General features: G+C 69.5%; 3 protein-coding genes (1 of these 3 running past the window's edge). All 3 read right to left on the bottom strand.

The features are described from left to right. Tightly spaced (each overlapping or abutting the next), the 3 genes in view from GH266_RS20545 to GH266_RS20535 form a layout consistent with a single transcriptional unit that may run on beyond the window. Window positions 1-16253, bottom strand: the 5' portion of a protein-coding gene (locus GH266_RS20545) for an SDR family NAD(P)-dependent oxidoreductase (RefSeq protein ID WP_158195494.1). The gene continues 4438 nt to the left of window position 1, outside the view; only the first 16253 of its 20691 coding nucleotides appear in the window; its start codon is at window positions 16251-16253; its stop codon lies off the left edge, out of view. Continuing rightward, the gene (gene fabD / locus GH266_RS20540; RefSeq protein ID WP_158195493.1) at window positions 16250-18613 is read right to left on the bottom strand and encodes an ACP S-malonyltransferase; all 2364 of its coding nucleotides are present in this window, start codon (window positions 18611-18613) and stop codon (window positions 16250-16252) included. Before fabD ends, GH266_RS20545 begins: the two co-directional genes overlap by 4 nt. Further along, window positions 18610-20259: a cyclic peptide export ABC transporter gene (locus tag GH266_RS20535; RefSeq protein WP_158195492.1), complete on the bottom strand. Its 1650-nt coding sequence runs from the start codon at window positions 20257-20259 to the stop codon at window positions 18610-18612. Before GH266_RS20535 ends, fabD begins: the two co-directional genes overlap by 4 nt.

Raw genomic sequence — 20259 nt, 5'->3', positions numbered from 1 at the left:
GCACGCACAATGAAATCGGCCAGCAGCGCTGATGCCGCGCCGTCTCCTGCGACGGGAGCTTCGAGGACGGCGACCACCGGCAACGGGCAGTCGAGCAGCGCGGTGGTGATCGTGTTGCCGGCGGCTGCGCCCGAGGGGCTCCAGCTCTCGTCGCCCTGAACGACAACCACGCGGAGCGTCTCGTCCTCTCCCGCCTCGCGCAAGGCATGCTCAAGCTCGCGGCGTGTCGCGGCGCTCCAGCGTCCTGTCAGGTCCAGCCGGCGCACGCCGTCCTGATCGCCAGCAAGGCGCACCCCGCCCGTCTCCTGCGGAGGCTGCGCCGCAGGGGAAACAATAGCGTCCAGCGGCGCAAGCACCACCGGAGCCCTATCTCTTGCGCTCACGGCATAGGGGCCGGCCAGCGCGGCCGGATCGGCAAGGCGCAGCGGCATACCCGGCGCGGCAGAGGCAACAGGCGCGGACCGCCGCTCGATGCGAGGTGCTTCGACCGCCAACGCGCGAGAGGCGGGCTGCCCGACGGCGTGCTTCAGCGCCTCGGTCACCCAATAGGATTTACCGGCAAGCGGCGAGGCCGGCAGCGGCACCCGGCGACGCCCGGAACCGAACAGCCCCGCCCCGTCGATTTCGGCACCCCGGACCCAGGCGCCGGCAAGGTGCTGCAGCCCGTCGCGCCACGCTTGCGGATCCGCCCCTTGCGAGGCTGCAAGAGCATCGACGATCCGGCGGCACTCATCCGCAAGCGCCACAGTCTCGCTGTCATCCAAGGTCGATGCTGCTGCGCGGTGGAGACCCTCGGCATTCTCGCCACGCGCCCATGACCGCAGCCGCGCGGCAAGATCGAGCGTTCCGCCAGCGACGATGGCCAGCCGCTCGGCCAGAGGACGACGGCCGACCAGCAGCGTATGGGCGATGTCGGCCGCCTCGCCTTCGGCTGCCGTCTCCAGATGCCCGGCCATGCGCTCGGCAAGCTGGCGCAGCAGCGCCTCGTTGCGCGCGGAAAAGACGAAGAGGAACGACGGCAGTCCGCTTGCCGCCTGCGGCTGGGCGGGCGCTTCCTGCAAGACCAGATGCGCGTTCGTGCCGCCGAAGCCGAAGGAGCTGACCGCGACCCGGCGGGGCGTCCCGTCCCGCTCGGGGAAGACAAGCGGCTCGCCGTTCACGCGGAACGGGCTTTGCGAGAAATCGATGGAGGGGTTGCCGCCGCCGAAATGCAGAACCGGCGGGACCATGGCGTGTTTCAGGCTCCAGAGCGCCTTGATGAGGCCGGCAATGCCGGCGGCCGTGGTGGCGTGGCCGATGTTCGACTTGACCGAGCCGAGCAGCTTTTCGCCCGCCTGCCCGCCGCCGTGCACGCGGGCAAGCGCCGCATGTTCGATGGGGTCGCCGAGCGGGGTGCCGGTGCCGTGCGCCTCGACGACGGCAATGCTGGCCGGATCGATGCCGAAGCGCTCATAGACCTCGCGCATCAGGCGCTCCTGCGACAGCGCGCTCGGGGCGGTGATGCCGTTGGTGGTGCCGTCCTGATTGGTGCCGCTGCCCAGGATGACGCCGTGCACCGTGTCACCGTCGGCCAGTGCCTTCGACAGCGGCTTGAGCAGCACGGCGGCCACCGCCTCTCCCGGTACGATGCCATCCGCGCCTGCCCCGAACGGCGCGCAGCGGCCGCTCGGCGACAGCATGTTGGCCTGGTTGGCATAGAGGAAGAAGCGCGGCGAGCTCTGGACGAAGACGCCGCCGGCCAGCGCCGTGTCGCATTCGCCTTCGCGCAGGCTGCGGCAGGCCATGTGGACGGCAACGAGCGAGCTGGAACAGGCGGTGTCGACCGCGATGGCCGGCCCTCTGAGATCCAGCCAGTAGGAGAGCCGCGAGGGGATCAGCGACGTGGTGTTGCCCCAGAACGCCTGGCCCGGCGGCTTCTCGCGGAACAATTCCTGATAGTCGCCATGGGCGCAGCCGACGAAGACGCCGCAGCGCGAACCGACGATATCGGCTCCCGCATGGCCGGCATGTTCCAGCGTCTTCCAGGCCTCCTCCAGGAATAGCCGCTGCTGCGGGTCCATCCAGGTCGCCTCAAGGCCCGAAATGCCGAAAAACACCGCACCGAAGCGGTCGACGCCCTCGATGAAGCTGCCGTGCCGGCCGTAGCTGCCCTCCGGCACATCCCGGTAATGCAGCGCAAGGTCGAAGCGGGTGACGGGGCCGACGAGATTGTCTCCCGCCATCAGGTGCTGCCAGAACTCCTCGACGGTCTGCGACCCGGCAAAACGTCCGCTGGCGCCGATGATGGCGATGGGCTCGGCGGCACTCTCCGCCGAGCGTGTCGGAGCAGGGGCCGGCGCGATGATCTCGGCCGCTGCGGTCCCCGCCTCCGCCCGCTCCGCAACGGGCGCGGCATCCGTGCTGTTCAGCGCGACCACCGCGTCGGCATGTTCCCGTCGCAGAAAGGCTTCCAACTGGCCAACGCTGGCGAAATCGAACAGGCGCGTCTGGTCGAACGGGATGCCGAGCGCCTTGCGCAGGCGATGGGCGAATTCCGCGCCGAGGATCGAGTCGAGACCGTAATCCGCGAAGCTGCGCGTCACGTCGATGCTCTCCGGCGCGACATTCAGCGTCGCCGCGACGATACTGCGCAACAGGCCGCGCAGGTCGTGGCGTGCCTCCGTCGCAGCTGCCTGCGGGCGGGAAACCGAAACCGGGGCAGCAGCCTGATTTTCCGCGGGCGCGGCAGCCGGCTTACTCGCCCCGATCGCCCGCGCGGCAAAGAGCTGCTGACCGAGGCGCTGTTCGGCCTCGCCGGATCCGACGATCCAGTCGAAGCCCGCCTCCCGCAGGGCGTTCGCCCAGCTTTCGGGTGCCAGCGACGGTGTGCCGGGGATACGGCGCTCGCCATCGGTAAAGCGCCACCAGCCGTCCAGCAGGCCGAAGGTCACGTGGGTGAACAGTGTCGCCCTGCTCGTCTCGTTGACCAGCAGCACGCCGCCCGGCGCCATGGTCTCGCGCACGGTCTTGAGCGTGCGCACGATATCGGCCGTCGCATGTAGGACATTGGCGGCGACGACGAGATCGTAGCGCCCCGGCTCGACCTCCTGCCCGGCAAGCGGTTTCTCGATATCCAGCAGCGCCGTCCTCAGCCCCGGCACCCGGCCCACATAGCTGCGCTCGGCATGGATCAGGAAGGCGCGCGACACGTCGGTGTAGCAATACTCAGTGATGCGGCCGGCGAGCGGCGCAAGCGCTGCGAAGACCGGCTCGCTGGTCCCGCCCGTCCCCGCGCCGATCTCCAGGATGCGCAAGGGGCGGTCGGGCGGGCTCCCGCCGACGCGTTTCGCGGCGGCCTGCGCGAGGGCCTCGCTGAAGCGCGCGGCAACCGCGTTCTGCTTGTAGACCGCCTCGACCAGTTCCAGCGAGCCTTGCGGGAACAACACGTCGGTTGCCTTGCGCGCCCCGGTCAGGATGTCCGGCAAGGCGATCAGCGAGGCTTCGGCAAGGCGCATCTGCGGTGCAAGACCGCCCGCTTCGCGGCAGGCGCGCCAGCGGGTCCAGGCGTCGTCCCCGGAAAGGGCTTCGCCGCCGTTCTGCGCCAGCAGGTCGCGCGCCGCGCGATACCAGCGGCGGAGATCCTGCGTCACGGCACTCTCCGGCACCCTGCCAAGGATGGACGCCAGCACCCCGGCTATGTGCCGGTCGAGCCGGTCCTGCTCGGCCTCCAGCCGCTCATCGCCCTGCGCTGCGGTGATCGCGCGCGCAAGGTCGGTCGGTGCGGGCGCAGTCCTGTCCGGCAGCCAATAGCGATCCCGCGCGAAAGGATAGGTCGGCAGCGACACGATGGCCGGGCGGGTGCTGCGCGGCAGGCGCGCCCAGTCGATATCGATGCCCCCGGCCCACAAAGCCAGAAGCTTGTCGAGCCGGCAGTCCTGCCAGGCGCGCTCCGCGAGCTCCTGCAAGACGCCGTCGCCGCGCAGGGTCGCGAGCAGGCCGCCCGTGCCCGTCGCCGCGCCTGTGTGGATGCCGGCGCCCGCCTTGCCCGCCAGCCAGTCGCTAAGCCGCGCGACCAGATCCTCGACGCTTTGCGCCTCGATGCCGAGACGATGGGCGAAGGCCTCGCGCCCGACCTGCAACGTATAGGCAACCGCGTCGAGCGGGGGGGCTGTCCGGCTCTCAGCCGACACCCCTTGCGCAGCCAGGGCGTCGGCCAGCGTCTCGACGCTGGCGAACCGGTCGAGCAAAGGCAGGCGGGCGGTGGGAAAACGCTCTTCGAGCCGACGCCGCAGCGCCAGCAGCTCCGGCCGCTCCAGCCCGAGCGCATCGAAGCTCTCGCCCGGATCGATATCCGCCACCTCGACGCCGAGCACGGCGGCGAGGTCGTCCGCGATGCTAGCCGCAACGGCTTGCGGAGCGGCAGGCGCGACCGCCGCAACACCGGATCGCAGGGCCGCCAGCAGGTTCTCCGCCTGGGAGCGCAACTGCTCCGGCGTGCGTGCCGACAGGACGATGGCCTGCGATGCGTTCGCGGGCGCGATCGTTGAGGTCTCGTCCCGCCATTCCTCGACGATCACATGCGCGTTGGCGCCGCCCGCCCCGAAGGAGGAGATGCCGGCGATGCGCGGCCCGTCCACCCTCCACGCCGCCGCCTGCCGCTGAAGCGCGAAAGGCGTCGCGGCGAGGTCGAGATTGGGGTTCGCCTCTTCCGCATGCAGCGTCGGCGCCAGCATGCCGTGGCGCATCTGCAGGATCACCTTGGTCAGCCCGGCAATGCCGGCCGCGGCCTCGAGATGCCCGATGGCGGACTTCACCGAGCCCAGCGCACAAAAGCCCGTCTCGGCCGCATCCGGCGCGAAAGCCTGGGTCAGTCCGTCGACCTCGATGGGATCGCCGAGCACCGTGCCGGTGCCGTGCGCCTCGACATAGCTCACATCCCGCGCCGACAGGCCGGCACGGTCGAGCGCGGCGCGCACCACGTCGCGCTGCGCCGCCGGGCTCGGCACGGTGTAGCCATTCGTGCGCCCGCCGTGATTGATCGCGCTCCCGCGGATCACCGCATGGATGCGGTCGCCATCGGCCAGCGCGCGCGACAGCGGCTTCAGCAGCACGCAGCCGACGCCCTCGCCGGGCACGAAACCATCGGCCGCTGCGCCGAAACTGTGGCAGCGGCCGCTCGGGCTCAGCATGTGCGCGGCGCAGAGTTCGATGTAGTTCGAGGGGTGCAGGTAGAGATTGACGCCGCCGGCCAGTGCCATGGCGCAATGACCCGCGCGCAGCTGCTCGCAGGCCTCGTGGATCGCCGTCAGCGACGAGGAGCACATGGTGTCGACCGGCAGGCTCGGCCCGGCGAGATCGAGCGCATGCGAGACCCGGTTGGCAACGCTGGCGAAGGAGGTGGCCGGACGTACCACCGCCCCGCCCTCGCCCTGGAACGGACCGTGCAGCGCGTAGCCGGTCTTGGTCACGCCGGCGAAGACGCCGACATTGGCGCCTTCGCGGCCACCGGCCACCTGCTTCAGCCGCGCGCGGGTGTAGCCGGCATCCTCGCAGGCCGCCCAGGCGCACATCAGGAACAGGCGCTCCTGCGGGTCCATGGCCGCCGCGTCCCTCGGCGAGATGCGGAAGAACAGCGGATCGAACCCGGCGAAATCCTGAAGGAACGCCCCCCAGCGCGAGTAGCTGCGGCTCGAAGCGGCCGCCTCGTCGGCATCCGGCTCGAAGAAGCCCTCGAGGTCCCAGCGCTCGGCCGGGATCTCGCCGACCATGTCGCGGCCGTCCCGAAGGTTCTCCCAGAACGCGTCGAGCGTGTTGGCGCCCGGATAGCGACCGGCAAGGCCGATGACGGCGATGGGTTCGGCATGGGTTGGCGGCGCACCGCGCGACGGGGCAAGTGCCGCCTTCGCCGGCGCCGCGATGGCGGGTGCAGGGGCCGCGCTATCGTTGCTCAGGCCTGTCCAGCGGCGACACGCTTCGGGCTGGCGCTCAGTGAGCCATCCGGCAATCGCGGCGAGTGTGCGGTATTGGAAGAACAAGGTTTTCGGCAATGCCTCGAAGATCCCGGCCAACTCGCTGTTGAGCCGGGTGATCATCAGGGAGTCGATGCCGTAATCCTCCAGCGGGGCCTGCGGGTCGATGCGCCCCGCCGGATGGCCGCTGACTTTCGCGAACAGCTCACCCAGCCGGGCGGTCGTGTGGGACAGAAGCTCCGAGGACACGGCGCCGCCACCCGTCACAGCCTGAGGCTCGCTCGGCGGGACCTCGGCCATCTCCTGCCGCACAAAGAAGCGCCTGACCCGCCCCGCATCGCCCGAAAGCACAGCGGCCTGCGCATGGCCGCTCCCCAGGATCGAATGCAGCGCGGAAAGGCCCGCATCCGTTTCCAGCGGCCGCTGCCCCATGCGCTCGAACAGCGCCGCCTGCACCTCGTCGCCGGCCGCCATGCCGCCGTCGCGCCACAGCGGCCAGCCGATGGAGACGATCCGGCTGCCCGACTGCCCGGCCAAGGCGTCGAGGAAGCCGTTGGCGGCGGCATAATCCGCCTGCCCGGCATTGCCGAACGCACCGGCCAGCGAGGAAAACAGCACGAAGGTATCGGGATCCAGCCCGCTGCATGCCTCGCGCAGGGCGAGCGCGCCGGTCACCTTGGGGGCGAGAACCTCGGCAAGATCCGTCTCCCGTTTCCAGGCGAGATGTCCGTCGCGGAGCGTCCCGGCGCAGTGCACCACCGCGTCGAGCCTGCCATGCACCTCGATCACATGGGATACGAGGCCTGCGACCGCGTCCGGATCGCCCATGTCCACCTGCCGGTAGCCGGCAACCGCGCCCAACGCCCGGAGTTCGTCGAGGAACGCCCCTCGGGCGTCGTCGAGCGGCGCAGAGCCGGTCAGAACCAACACCGACCCCTTTGCCGTTTGCGCGATATCGCGCGCAACCAGTCGGCCGAGCCGCCCCATGCCGCCGGTGACCAGCGCGACGCCTCGCGGCCGCCATGCGAACGGCTTCGCGCCCCCCGCGTCCTCTCGCCAGCCCCGCACGAACCGCCGGCCGTTCGCATGACGAATGCGCGCGCCCGTCGGTGCCCCGGCCTCGCTCGCCAGCAGACGGGCGGCATGATCGGGCGCAAGTCCCTCGGGAAGCTCGATCACCTGCCCCAGAATGCGCGGATCCTCGATGGCAGCGGTGTCGAGCATTGCGCCGAGGCCCGCAAGCAAGGCTCCTTCGCGCGCCGGCGAAAGCGCCAGCTGCACCAGAACCTTGCCTTCGCCAGGCTCCTTCACCAGGTCGCGCAGCAGGCTCAGCAGATGCGTGGCCGCACGGCCGTAGCGTGCCGCAACGCCGTCCCTGCCGGGCGCCAGCGAGACGAGTTCGCAGCCCGGACGGGCCTCGACGTCGACACCGCAGGCAACAACGATGCGCCGGCCCGCAAAGCCTCCGGCCGGGGCTTCCTGCTCTCGCCATTCCGGCACGAAGACGAGCGTCTCGTCCGCAGGCGAGACCCCGGGAATCCAGTAGCGCGTTGCGGCGAAGCGGCGCGGCGGCAACGGCGGACGCTGCGCCCGCCCTTCGGCGAGATGCTCCTCCAGCACCACATGGGCGTTGGTTCCGCCGAAGCCGAAGCTGCTGACGCCGGCCCGGCGCGGCAGAGGGGAACCGGCCGCGTCGAAGGCCCGAGGCCAGGCCTCGCGGCTGCGCACCAGACGGAACGGGCTGCCGGCAAGCTCCACATGCGGATTGATCTCGTCGCAGTGGAGCGTTGGCGGCAGCTCCCCCCGCTGCATCGCCATCAGCACCTTGACGACACCGGCAAGCCCCGCCGCCGCTTCCAGATGGCCGATGGACGACTTGACCGTGCCGAGCCCGATATGCGGCTCCGCAACGCTCTCGCGCCCGGTCAGGGCGGCGAAGGCCCGCTTGAGGCCGTTGACCTCGACCGGATCGCCAAGATGGGTGCCGGTCCCATGCGCCTCGATATAGCCGATGGTCGCGGGATCGATCCCAGCCAGTGCCTCCTCGACAAGCGCCGCCTGCGCCTTCGCATTGGGCGCGGTCAGCGCACCGGCGCGGCCGCCATGGTTCTGCGCGCCGCCGATGATGGTGCCGAGAATGCGGTCGCCGTCGCGCTCGGCATCCTTCAGCCGCTTGAGCACCAGCACCGCGACGCCCTCGCCGCGGGCATAGCCGTCGGCCCCAGCGCCGAAGCTCTTGCAGCGTCCGTCCGGCGACAGCATGCCCGCATTGTGCGGCCCCTCGAACCCTTCCGCAGCGAGGCAAAGATTGACGCCGCCGACGAGCGCCGCCTCGCAGCGCCCGTCCTTCAGCGCCTGCGCGGCGCGCAGCAGGGCGACCAGCGAGCTGGAACAGGCCGTGTCGATGGCCTCGCTCGGGCCGGACAGGTCGAAGGCATGGGACACGCGGTTGGCGACCATGGCGAGCGAGTTTCCGGTCGCGACATAGCCATCCGCCGCAACCCCGTGCGCCGTCAGCAGCGCCGCGTAGTCGAGGCTGGTCACGCCAACGAAGACGCCCGTCGATTTCGGCAGGCCGGACGGTTCGATGCCGGCGTGTTCCACCGCGTGCCAGGCGGTCTCCAGCAGCAGCCGCTGCTGCGGGTCCATCCGCTCGGCCTCCGCCGGCGAGATGCGGAACGAGGCTGCGTCGAAGCGGTCAACCTCGGAGAGGAACCCGCCGCGCCGGGGGAAGGACGCAGCCGAAACACGTTCGCGATAGGCCTCGCCATACCGCTCGAGCGGCAGGTCACCCGTCAGATCGCGCCCGGCCAACAGGTTGTCGAAGAAGCTGTCGACGTCCGGACTGCCGGGGAAGCGACCAGCCATGCCGACAATCGCGATACGGTCGCCTGGCGCCGTCCCGGACGGGCTGGCGACGAGCTGCGAGATGGTCGGCACCGGGGCTGCGGCCAGGGGCGCGGCGCGAACGGGCTGTGCGGGAGCGGTCTCGACCGGCGGTGCGATCCCATGCCGGCGCACCAGATGCTCGGCCAGTGCCTCGACATGCTCGCATTCGAAGAAGATCGCCGGCGAGAGCTCGATCCCGAAGGTGGATCCGATCTCGCCCGCATAGCGCGTCAGCGAGATGGAATCGAAGCCGAGATCGTGGAAGGGCTCGCGCGGCCCGACATCGTCCGGATTGAATTTCAGGATCCCGGCGGCGATCCGCCGAAGCTCCTGCGCCGCCCAGTCCGCCGTCTTACCGGTGTCCTGTGCGACGGTCGTTGCCGGCTGGGGCGACGGGATGGATGGTGCTGCTGCGAATTCTGCCAGAGGGACGGCCGCAACGCCCTCGCAGCGCGCGACGATGCGCCCGCCCTTACCCAGGAACGAAAAGTCGAACGCCCCGTCGCGGCCCGGTTGGCAGAGCACGGCGGTAACGTCGCCGTTTGAGACCATCACGCGGCCGGCGCCCGCCAGCACCAGCGCCTCGCCGCCGCCGGTCAGCAGCTGCAGTGCCTGCCAGGCCGCACCGAGAGCAGTCGAGGGAAGGGCCAGGTTCCTGCGGAACCAGTCCTGCTGCGGCGCGTCCTCGCGCAGCTCGCAGAGAAGGCCGCCACCGGCAAGACGGAAGGCGCGCGCGATCCCCTCCAGATAGGGACCGAAACCGAGGCCATTGCGGGCAAGGTCGCCATAGATCCGCGCGTGATCCAGCACCTCGGTGCTGGCAGCCTTCAGGGCGTCGAGATCGACCTGCCCATCGCGCGCCGCGCCGGTTGCAACCCGCCCCTGCAGCCAGGGCGTCTCAGTCGCCTCTCCATCGCACGCGACAACACGAGCCTGGAACCCGTCGCCCGCCGGCTCCAGCGTCAGGGTAAGGGTCTTGACCGCAGGCCAGTCGGGCAGACCGAGCACCTGTAGCCCCTCAACCGAAACGGGACCGGCAAGTCCGGCGATCCGCGCAAGGGCCGCGACCGTCTCCACCGCCACCATCGGCAGGACCGTCTGCCGGCGGCCCTGCGTGTGCACATAATCCAGCAACTCGCCGAGATGGATATCGGTCTCGTAGCGCAGGCCGGATAGCGTCGAGACATTGCGCCCGACGAAGGGATGCAGCTTCAGCCGCGATCCCAGCGGATTGACCACAGAGGGCGCGTCCGGCTGCTCGGGATACCAGCAGCGGACCTGTTCGAACGGATAGGTCGGCAGCGGCACGCGGTGCGGCTCGCGGCCCCGCCAGAGCGCGAACCAGTCGATGGCCGCGCCATGCGTCCAGGCATCGGCCACCTGATCGAGGTCACGCGCGGCGACGGCAGCCGCCAGTTGCTCCACGTCCTCCGGCGGGTCGACATCGAGGATCGAGCGGACATGGTGCCAGGCCCCCTTGGCGCCGGGCGCAGCAGCGAAGTCCGCAAGGCGCCGGCGGACGTCGGCCAGATCGCTCGCCGCCAGCGCCAACCGGCACGGCAGCTCCGTGCGCCCGACCTGCAGCGTGAAGGCGATGTCGGAGAGATCCGCATCTGGATGGCGCTCCATCCAGGCAAGATGCCGGCGGACCAGCGCCACGAGGCGTTCCTGGTTCATCGCCGAGAACACCAGCAATTCCGGTCCGGCCTGCCCGCTCGATCTGGGGCGCGGCCTGTATTCCTCGATCAGGATATGCGAGTTCATGCCGCCGGCGCCGATGGAGGTCACGCCGGCACGTCGCGGCAGCTCCCGCCCGTCGCGCCCAAGCGGGCGTTGCCAGGGCGCAAGCTCGCGCTGGACGCGGAACGGCGAGGACGCAAAGGGAATGTCCGGGTTCAGCGTCTCGGCATGCAGCGAGGGCGCCAGCATGCCCTTGCCCAGCTGGGCCACCACCTTGGCGATGCCGGCAAGACCGGAGGCGCCGAGCAGATGGCCGACATTGCTCTTCACCGTGCCGATGGGACAGGCGCCGACCGCGTCGGTGTGCTTGCGGAAGGCCTGCGTCAGGGCCTTCACCTCGATGGGATCGCCGAGCGCCGTGCCCGATCCGTGCCCCTCGATATAACTCACGGTGTCGGCGGTGATGCCGGCATCGTCGAGCGCCCGCTCGATCGCCACCGCCTGCTGGTGCGGATTGGGCACCGTGAAGCCGTTGCGCACGCCGGCATTGCTGATGCCGGTGCCGATGATGACGCCGTGGATATGGTCGCCGTCGCGCTCGGCATCGCAGAGCCGCTTCAGAACGAGCGCACCGACGCCCTCGCCGAGGATGGTTCCCTCGGCGCCGACGCCATAGCCGCGGATCACGTCGGCCGACTTGGTGGTAAAATGCTCCTGCGAGGTGGCGATGAGCTTTTGCGGATGCAGCAGCAGACTGACGCCGCCGGCCAGCGCCATCTCGCAGCGGCCCGAGCGGAGCATGTGCACCGCCTCGTGCACGCAGGTCGAGGCGGCTGAGCACATGGTGTCGAGGAAATAGGACGGGCCAGTGAAGCCGTAATAGTAGGACACCATGTTGGGCACGGTGCCGGTATAGCTGCCGCTGGCGGGCGAGCCGCGCATCAGCATGTTCTGGAAGCCGTAGAGGTCGTATTCGTTGGTCATCGACCCGACGATGACCGCAACGTCCCCGCCATGGCGCCGCTGCAGCGTCTCGCGCGAGTAGCCGGCATTCTCGAACGCCTCGACGCTCGCCTGCAGGAACAGGCGCACCTCGGGCGACATCAGCTCCGCTTCGGTCTGGGAAATGCGGAAATAGCGCGGATCGAACCGGTCGATATCGTCGAGGAAGCAGCCCGTGCGGACCACGGTCTTGCCGAGGACGTCGCGCTCGGGATGCAGCAGGGCCGCGTGGTCCCAGCGCTCCTGCGGATAAGGCCGAAACCCGTGGATGCCGCCTGCCAGCATCTCCCAGAACTCGTCCTGCGTCGCCGCACCGGAGACATGCAGCGACAGGCCGACGATGGCGATGGCGTGGCTGTCGGTCTCCGCATTCGGCTGCGAGACGCTCGGCCCAGGGTCCGCGCGCACAGCGATCACTTCGGCGGGAGCCTCGAGGGGCGTGACCGGCGGGGAAGCCACCTCGCTCAACCCCTCTTCCGCTAGGGCAGCAGCCAGCGCATCCCGGTGGTTCTCGACCAGATGGCCGGCCACGCCTTCCAGGTCGACATATTCGAAGAACAGCGTCTTCGACAGCGGGCCGAGCCGTTCCTCCAGACGGTTGGTCGTCTCGACGATGGAGATCGAGTCGAGGCCGTATTCCTCGAGCTTGCGGTTGAGGCGGATGCGTGAAGGCTCCAGTTCCAGCACGTCGGCCAGGATATCGCGCACGAAGAGCGCGCCCTGTCGGGCAAGCGCTGCATCGTCGCCGGCGGCCTGCGGGGCGTCCGAGGGGGCAGGTGCGTCCTGCCTCTCCACCGCGCCCTCGCGCTCGGCAAGGAACGCCCCGATGCGCGCCGTGTCACCGTAGAGCACAGTGGCGCAAGGCGCCTGCCCGGCGACGAGCAGCCGCTCCAGAGCGGCAAGGCCGGCCTCGCTCGGCAGCGGCACCGTGCCGAAGCGGCGCTCCATCGCCTCCAGCGTCGGCATGTCGACGCTCATGCCGCCCTCGGCCCAGAGCGGCCAGGCAACGGCCAGCGTCCGCCCCTGCCGCTCGCCCTTCTCGACCATCGCCGCGCGCTCGGCGGCGAAGCCGTCGAGGAAGGCGTTGGCGCCGGCATAGGCCGCCTGGCCGGCATTGCCGAACCGAGCTGCGACGGAGGAAAACAGCACCAGGAAATCGAGCGGCGCAGCGCGCGTCGCCCGGTCGAGATTGAGCGTGCCGGCGAGCTTCGGCGCGAAGACGGGCGCGAAATCCCGTCCCGCCTGCGTCAGGATATAGCCATCGTCGAGCAGCCCCGCCGCATGGACGATGCCCTTGAGCGGGCCGATCTCGCGGGCGATCCGGTGCGCCAAGTCCTCGACCGCCGCCGCATCCCCCATGTCGCACACGGCATAGGTGACAGTCGCGCCGCTTTTCCGCAGCGCCTCGAACCGGCCGTCGTCCTGCGCGCTGCGGCCGCTGAGGACGATGTTGCGTGCGCCGCGCGCCGCCAGCCAGCCGGCCAGGATCAGCCCGAGGCCGCCGGCCCCGCCGGTGATCCAGTAGGCGCCGTCCGGATCGAGCTGCATCTCTCCCCGCCCGGCAGGAAGATCGACCGGATCGATGCGCAACGCCTCGCGCGAACCGTCGGCGCGGCGCCGCAATTCGGTGAATGTGTCGGCGGCCTCGACCTCCTGCCGCAGGAGACCGGCGAGCCGTCCCGCGTCCGCCGGCCCCTCGATCCGTACCAGCGCGCCGGAGATCTTCGGATTCTCGGTCGCGGCCGTGCGCAGGAGCGCGGCAAGCGGGGCCGTGACCGATTGCGGCAGGCTCTCCGGCACCAGCACGAGGAAATGCCGGGGGCGGCGCGGCTTGTCGCGCATCGTCTCGACGATCCGCGCGTGCAGGGTATCGAAGAGCTTGGCAGCCGCAGCCGCCGGATCGCCGGCCGGAACTTCGGCCAGCACGCTCACGCCCTGGCCGCTCGCCTCCGACAGGTTTCTGACGAAGGTGTTGGAAAGGGTCGCCTCGCCGAAGCCCGCAAGCAGGACCGAAGCATCCCGCTCGCCAACCTGCCCGGTGCCGGCCGGCGCAGGTCGCCAGCGGCTTTCTGCCAGCACCAGGGGCAGATCGTCGGCGGTCACGCCCTTATCTGCCTCAACCGCCGTCTCGTCCGAGGCGACGATGCGCAAGGCCAGGTCCTCGAAGGACACACGAAGGTTGCCGTCCCGGTCCAGCATGTGGATATCCAGATGGCGCACGGCGGCCGTGGCACTTGGCGTTCCCCGTTCGGTGACCAGCGCCCACATCATCGGCTCGCAGGACCCGTGCACCACCACCCGCCGGCAGGCGAAGGGCACGGCCGCGCCTGTCGGGCCGGTCTCGTCCAGCGCGATCCAGGCCTGGATCGCAGCGTCCAGCATCACCGGATGCAGCGGCAGAGAGGTAAGCGTCGGATGCAGCCGCCGCGGCAGCTTCAGCTGCGCCAGAACACGCCCCCTGCCCCGGGCGACGCGCGCCAGCGCCCGGAACGCCGGGCCATGATCGACGCCGCTTGCCTGCAAGCGCGCATAGCAAAGGGCGACCGGCACATCCTCGCGCAGCTCGCCCTGAAGCTGTGACAGCACGGGCGCGGATGGCGCAGCCTCCGGCGACGGCGCGATCGTGCCGCGAACGTTGTGCCCCTCGCCTCCGGCAGTGCGGATCGTAAAGCCGATGCAGCGATCCGCCTGCCGCGTCAGATGCGTCTCGACCGTTACCGGCGTCTCGCGCGCTGCAATCGGCCGCGACCAGACCACATCCTCCAGGGCGAAGGTGCTGCCGAGGCCTGCCCCGGCAAGATCGGCGGCGGCCCGTGCCATTTCCAGCGCAGCAACGCCGGGCAGGATCTGCGTACCGCGCACCTTGTGATCGGCCCAGAAGAGTTCCGGCCCGCGCAAGGAGCTTTCGAAGACCGGGCCGGCAAAACCGGAGACGTTCCGGTGGATCATCGGATGCGGCGCCGGCCGGTCGTCCTTCACGCCGAGCGACTCGTCCATCCAGTGCCGCTCGCGCGCGAACGGATAAAGCGGCGCGCGCACCCGCCTGCCCTTCGGCAGGCCGGCGGCCAGCCAGTCGATGTCCTCTCCCGACACAAAGCGCGCGGCAAGATCATGCAGCGGCTCGCCGGTTGTCTCTGCCTGCCCGTCCACCACGGCCGGATGCTCGGTTCCGCCAAGACGGGCGCGAATGGCATCTGCAAGGTCTTGCCGGTTGCGGACGAGGAAGGCGACACGGATTTCGAGCGAGGCTCGCCCGATCCGCAGCGTGTAGGCAAGGTCGGCAAGCGCAGGAGCCTCCGGCGCCTCGACGGCCGCCAGCAGCTCGCCAAGCAGCGCCTGCAGGCGCTCCTCGTCCGCTGCCGACAGGGGCAGCAGGTGCACTTCTCCCTCGCAGTCGTCGCGCGTAGCCTCCACCTCGGGGGCTTCCTCGATCAAGACATGCGCGTTGCTGCCGCCGAAGCCGAAGGAACTGACGCAGGCGCGCCGAGGCGCGCCCTCGGTGCGCTGCCAGGGGCCCGCCTCCTTCTGGATGCGGAACGGCGTGCCGGCCAGGTCGACCAGACGGTTCTGCGCGGTGAAACCGACATTGCCGGGCAGTTCCTCGCGGGCCAGTGCGATCAGCACCTTGACGATGCCGGCAACGCCCGCCGCCCCCTCCAGATGGCCGATATTGGTCTTGACCGAGCCGATGCCGCAGCTCGCCGCGCGCGGGGTGGTGCCCGCCTCGGCGTGGAGGTCGGCAAAGGCCTCCTTCAGGCCGGAAATCTCAATCGGATCGCCCAGCGGCGTGCCCGGCCCGTGCGCCTCCACATAGGACACCGTGTCCGGCGCAACGCCCGCCTCGCGGTGCACCGCCTTGATCAGTGCGGCCTGCGCCCGCGGATTGGTGACGGTGAGCGAATTCGTCCGCCCGCCATGGTTGATTCCGATGCCGCGAATGACCGCGTGGATCGGATCGCCATCGGCCAGCGCCTGCTCCAGCGGCTTCAGCAGCAGCACGGCGCCGCCCTCGCCCCGGACATAGCCGTCGGCGGCATCGTCGAAGGCGTTGCTGCGGCCCGTCTTCGACAGCATGCCGGCCTTGGAAAAGGCGACGAAATGGTTCGGCGACCAGATCAGGTTGACGCCGCCGGCGAGCGCCATGTCGCACTCGCCGCCCTGCAGCGCTCGTACCGCCTCGTAGAGGGACGTCATCGACGCGGCGCAGGCCGTGTCGTTGGTGATGCTGGGGCCCTGCAGATCGAAGAAATGCGAGACCCGGTTGGCGATGATGGAAAAGGCGATGCCGGTCGGCAGATAGGCGTCGACATGCGGCAGGTGCTTTTCCAGCAATTCCGCATAGTCCCAATGGCAGACGCCCATGTAGACGCCGGTGCGGCTGCCGGCGAGATCGGACGCGCGGTAGCCGGCATCCTCGATCGCATGCCAGGCCATCTCCAGCGCAAAGCGCTGCTGCGGGTCCATCCAGGCGGCCTCGCGCGGCGAAATGCCGAAGAACGAGGCGTCGAAGCAGTCGGCATCCTCGACGAACCCGCCCCAGATGCTGCTGGTCCTGTTGCCCCGCGCCGGATCGCCCAGCAGCTCCTCAGCATTCCAGCGGCTCGCCGGCACCTGCGAGATCAGCGAGCGGCCGGCGGCAAGATGCGCGCCGAACGTCGCGAGGCGGTCCGCGCCTGGAAGCCGCAGCCCGACGCCGATGATCGCAACCGGTTCCCTTCCCCCCTCGCGGCTCATCGGCTGCCGCCTCCCGTGCCGATCATCACCGAGAGCCGGCGGCCGAGCACATCGGCCGCGCCCTCCAGCAGCCGGGCGGCGATGACATCGGCATGGCGGGCGCGCCAGGGCGCGAGGTCGCTGCCCTCGACCCATTGGTTGAACGCGCCCTGCGCCGGGCCGCAATGCACCTGGAAGTCGACCTTGTGGTCGAGATCGCCATTGAGCGCCCAGGTGGTCGTGTCCTTGAAGTAGCGGCGGAAGACGAGGCCCATGCGATGCCGGGGCGAGCGCTCCGCGCGCTCGATCTCCGCTGCCGGATAGCTCCGCGCCACATCGCGGAACACCTCGTCGAAGCTGCGGCGGAAATAGCGTTCCTCGATCTGCTGGCGCAGCTTCGGGTCGATCTCGTCGAGGCTCTCGTGCTGACGGTAGAGCGAGACCAGCTTCTCGGCGCGCGCGGGGAAGAACAGCCCTTTCTTCAGCACCTGCACCTTGGCGCCGAGCTCGAACATCTCGCCCGACGGCGCATAGGCCGTGTCGTGGACGTTGATGCCTTCCAGCAGGTCCTTGACCGCATCGCTGGTCCCGGCCTCGACGGTGCACTGGTTGACCGATCCGGTGACGATGAAGTCGGCCCCCAGCATGAACACGGCGGCCGCCGCCTCCGGCGTGCCGATGCCGCCGCCCGACCCGACGAAGATCGGCCCGAATTTCGCAAAGCGGGCCTGCGCCTCGTCCCGCACCTTCAGCACAGCCGGGATCAGCGCGAAGGGCATGCCCTGGTCGGTGTGGCCGCCGGAATCCGCCTCGACGCAGATGGCATCGGCCATCGGCACCTGGCGCAGCAGGTTGGCCTCGTCGCTCGTGATCGCGCCGCTGGCGAGCAGCTTGCCGAGCAGGCGCTCGGGCGCGGGGGCGAGAAACTGCGAGGCGACATCGGGGCGCGACACCTTGGCGATGATGCGGTTGCGCGCGGCGATCCGCCCGCCGCCCTGGTCCTCAAGGCCGGCAGCGCGGTAGCGCACCAGCGCCGGTGTCACTTCCATGAAGGCGGAGGCCTCGATGATGCCGACGCCGTGCCGGATCAGCAGATCGGTGAGTTCGTCCTCCAGATGCGGGCGGTTCACATGGGCGATGAAGTTGATGCCGTAGGGCGCGCCTTCTGGGAGTTCAGCGCGAAGGCGCAGGATCGCGCGCTCGACCTCGGCCATCGGCAAGCCGCCCGCCCCGAAGAAGCCGAGCAACCCGGCACGGGCCATGCGCTCAACCAGATCGACCGAGGCAATGCCCTGATACATCGCACCAGCAACGTAAGGGTATTGGAGCCCGAACGCCTCGCAAAAGGCCCGCGAGCCGAGGTTTTCCGGGCGAAAGCGGAAGGACGCATGGCCGTTGACCCGGGGCGGCGCGCTCTCATCCTGCGCCTTGCGGGCGGCCTCAGGCTCCGGCTCGGCGTTCCTGGCTGCGGCTGCGGCGGCCTCCGCCTCCTCGCGCGCCAGCAGGCTCGCGTCGAGCGGCCCCGCCTCGAGTTCCGTGCGCTTCACCATCGGCTTGACGACGGCGCTGCCGGCTGGTCCCAGTTCGGTGACATCGGCGAAGGTGACGCCCTTGGCCAGCAGATAGCGGATGCTCTCGGCCCAGCGCACCGGCGCGGTGATCTGCTCGATCATCCGCGCGCGCAGTGTTCCAGCCTCGTGCGGCCGTGCGGTCACGTTGGAAATGACGGGGATCTCGGGCGCCTTGAAGGTCAGGCCCGCAAGATGCTCCGCGAACGCTGTACGCGCCGCCTCCATATAAGGCGTGTGAAAGGCCCCGCTCACGGGAAGGACGACATAGTGGCTGGCGCCGGCCTCGCGGAACAGCGGTTCGGCGGCGACCACCGCCTCCCGTTTGCCGGAGACGACGACCTGGCGCGGCGTGTTGTAATTGGCGGCAAAGACATCCCTGAGGCCGTTGCGCTCGATCACCGCCGCAATGCCGTCGGCATCGAGACCGATGACCGCGGCCATGCCGCCGCCGCTCGCCTCGCCCATCAGCGCACCGCGCCGCGCCACCATCTTGAGGCCGCTGGCGAAGTCGACCGCTCCTGCGGCGAACAGCGCGACATACTCGGAAACGCTGTGGCCGAGGACGAAGTCCGGCCGCTCGCCGCTCTCTCGCACATGCCGGAGATAGGTCAGCGCGTTGACCACATAGAGCGCCGGCTGGGTGAACTGCGTCCGGGTGAGCCGCTCCATCGGCCCTTCCAGGCAGAGCTGCGAAATCGAGTATCCCAGAACAGCGTCCGCTTCGGCAACGAGCTGCGGGAAGGCCTCGAACAGGCCTTCGCCCATGCCGACGCGCTGCGCGCCCTGCCCTGGAAACATGAAGGCCTTCATTGTTCCTCCAGCCCGGCCTGGTCCTTCACCCATTCGATCTGGCCGAGGTCCATCTTGATGACCCTATCGGCCACGCTCCAATATCGCTCATCGTGTGTTGCCGCGATGACAAGTTTTCCTGCCGCTTTGAGTTTCGGGATAAACGTCTCGTAAAAATATTCGCGAAAATGAACATCCTGCTCCGCCGACCATTCGTCGAAGACATAGACCGGCCGGTCTTCCAGGACCGCTGCGATCAGTGCCAGGCGCTTGCGCTGCCCGGTCGACAGATGCAGCTGGGAAAAGCGGCCATCCGTGAAACGGACCTTGCCGGCAAGTCCCATCTCGTCGATCAGCGCGTTGACGCGGTCCGGATCGACGCGCTCGAGCCCGTAGAGCCGGTCGAACAGGTGGAAGTCGACAAAGATCGCCGAGAACAGCTCGCGGTAGCCGCCGATTGCAGCGCCCTCGACCGCGTGGCCATCCACGTCGATGCGTCCGCTCGACAGCGGATAGAGGCCGCACATCATCCGCAGCGCCGTCGACTTGCCGCTGCCGTTGCCCCCGACCAGGAACACGACCTCGCCCCGCGACAGGGTGAGCGACAGCGGCCCGACATGATAGCCCGCCCCCTGCTCCGCCGGATAGCTGAAGCCGATCTCGCGGAAATCGATGGTTTCGAAGGACTGGAAGGCGTGGGCGTGCTGCCGCGCCTCGTGCGTCGAGATGCCTTTCGAGGCGTCGAGTTCGCGTTCCACCGCCATGATCGATTGCAGGCCGAACTCGGCGCGCATGAACATCGGCGACTGGGCGACCGTTTTCGTCAGCGTGCCAAGGCAGACAAGCAACACCGGCACCAGCTGGAAGACGATCACCGTGTGGCCGGAAACGAGCGCGGGGAAACCGAAGGCGACGACGCCGAGCAGCGCGAAGGTGACCAGGCTGCCGAGCAGGATCAGCGACACCCAATGGTCGATGGTGCGCACCAGCATCAGCTCGAGCACGTTGGAGCGCTTGCGGTACGCCTTGGAGACGGCCTCGCTGCGGCGCGCGTTCAGGCGCAGTTCCTTGCTGCCATGGATGATGTCGGCGATCGCGTCGAGCATCTGCGCCTGCAGCTTTTCGACGAGGCCGAGGATGCGGCCGAACCGGTTGTTGATCGCCTTGTAGCCGTAGACACCGCCGACCACCGCCAGCAGGAAGCAGAGGAAGGCGAGCGGCGACAGATAGAGCAGATAGAGCAGCGCCACGGCGAGCAGCACCACCTGCTGGATCGCGTCCATGATCAGCGGGAAGGTCACCGACAGGTGGTTGGTTTCCTTGGCGATCAGCCCGTAGAGACGCCCCCGGCCGATCCGGTCCACGGTCAGCAGCTCGGACTGACGCAGCTTTTCCGCCAGTTCGAGCCGGAGTTCGTTCAGCCTGTCCTCGATCAGCGTGGTCGCACGCACCAGGGCGAACTGGTTGGCGAGATAATAGACGAGGAAGGCCACGCCGAAGGCCGCCCAGGCGATCAGGCCCGGATGCTCGGCCCGCGCCACCCGTTCCGCGACGGTGGTGATCACCACGACCAGGGCGGCATTGGCGATGCCCGCCAGCAGGCTGAGGGCGAACATCAGCTGAAGCTTGCGGCGGCCGGACGCGCGGATGAAGGCGACGAGTTCCAT

It is taken from the genome of Stappia indica, from assembly GCF_009789575.1.
Classification (GTDB): domain Bacteria; phylum Pseudomonadota; class Alphaproteobacteria; order Rhizobiales; family Stappiaceae; genus Stappia; species Stappia indica_A.
This window is presented reverse-complemented; position numbering and strand designations above follow the sequence as displayed.

What these genes read in the sequence shown, in the direction of transcription:
- GH266_RS20535 (WP_158195492.1), bottom strand. Translation starts at nt 20,259, where the DNA reads ATGGAACTCGTCGCCTTCATCCGCGCGTCCGGCCGCCGCAAGCTTCAG.
- fabD (WP_158195493.1), bottom strand. Translation starts at nt 18,613, where the DNA reads ATGAAGGCCTTCATGTTTCCAGGGCAGGGCGCGCAGCGCGTCGGCATG.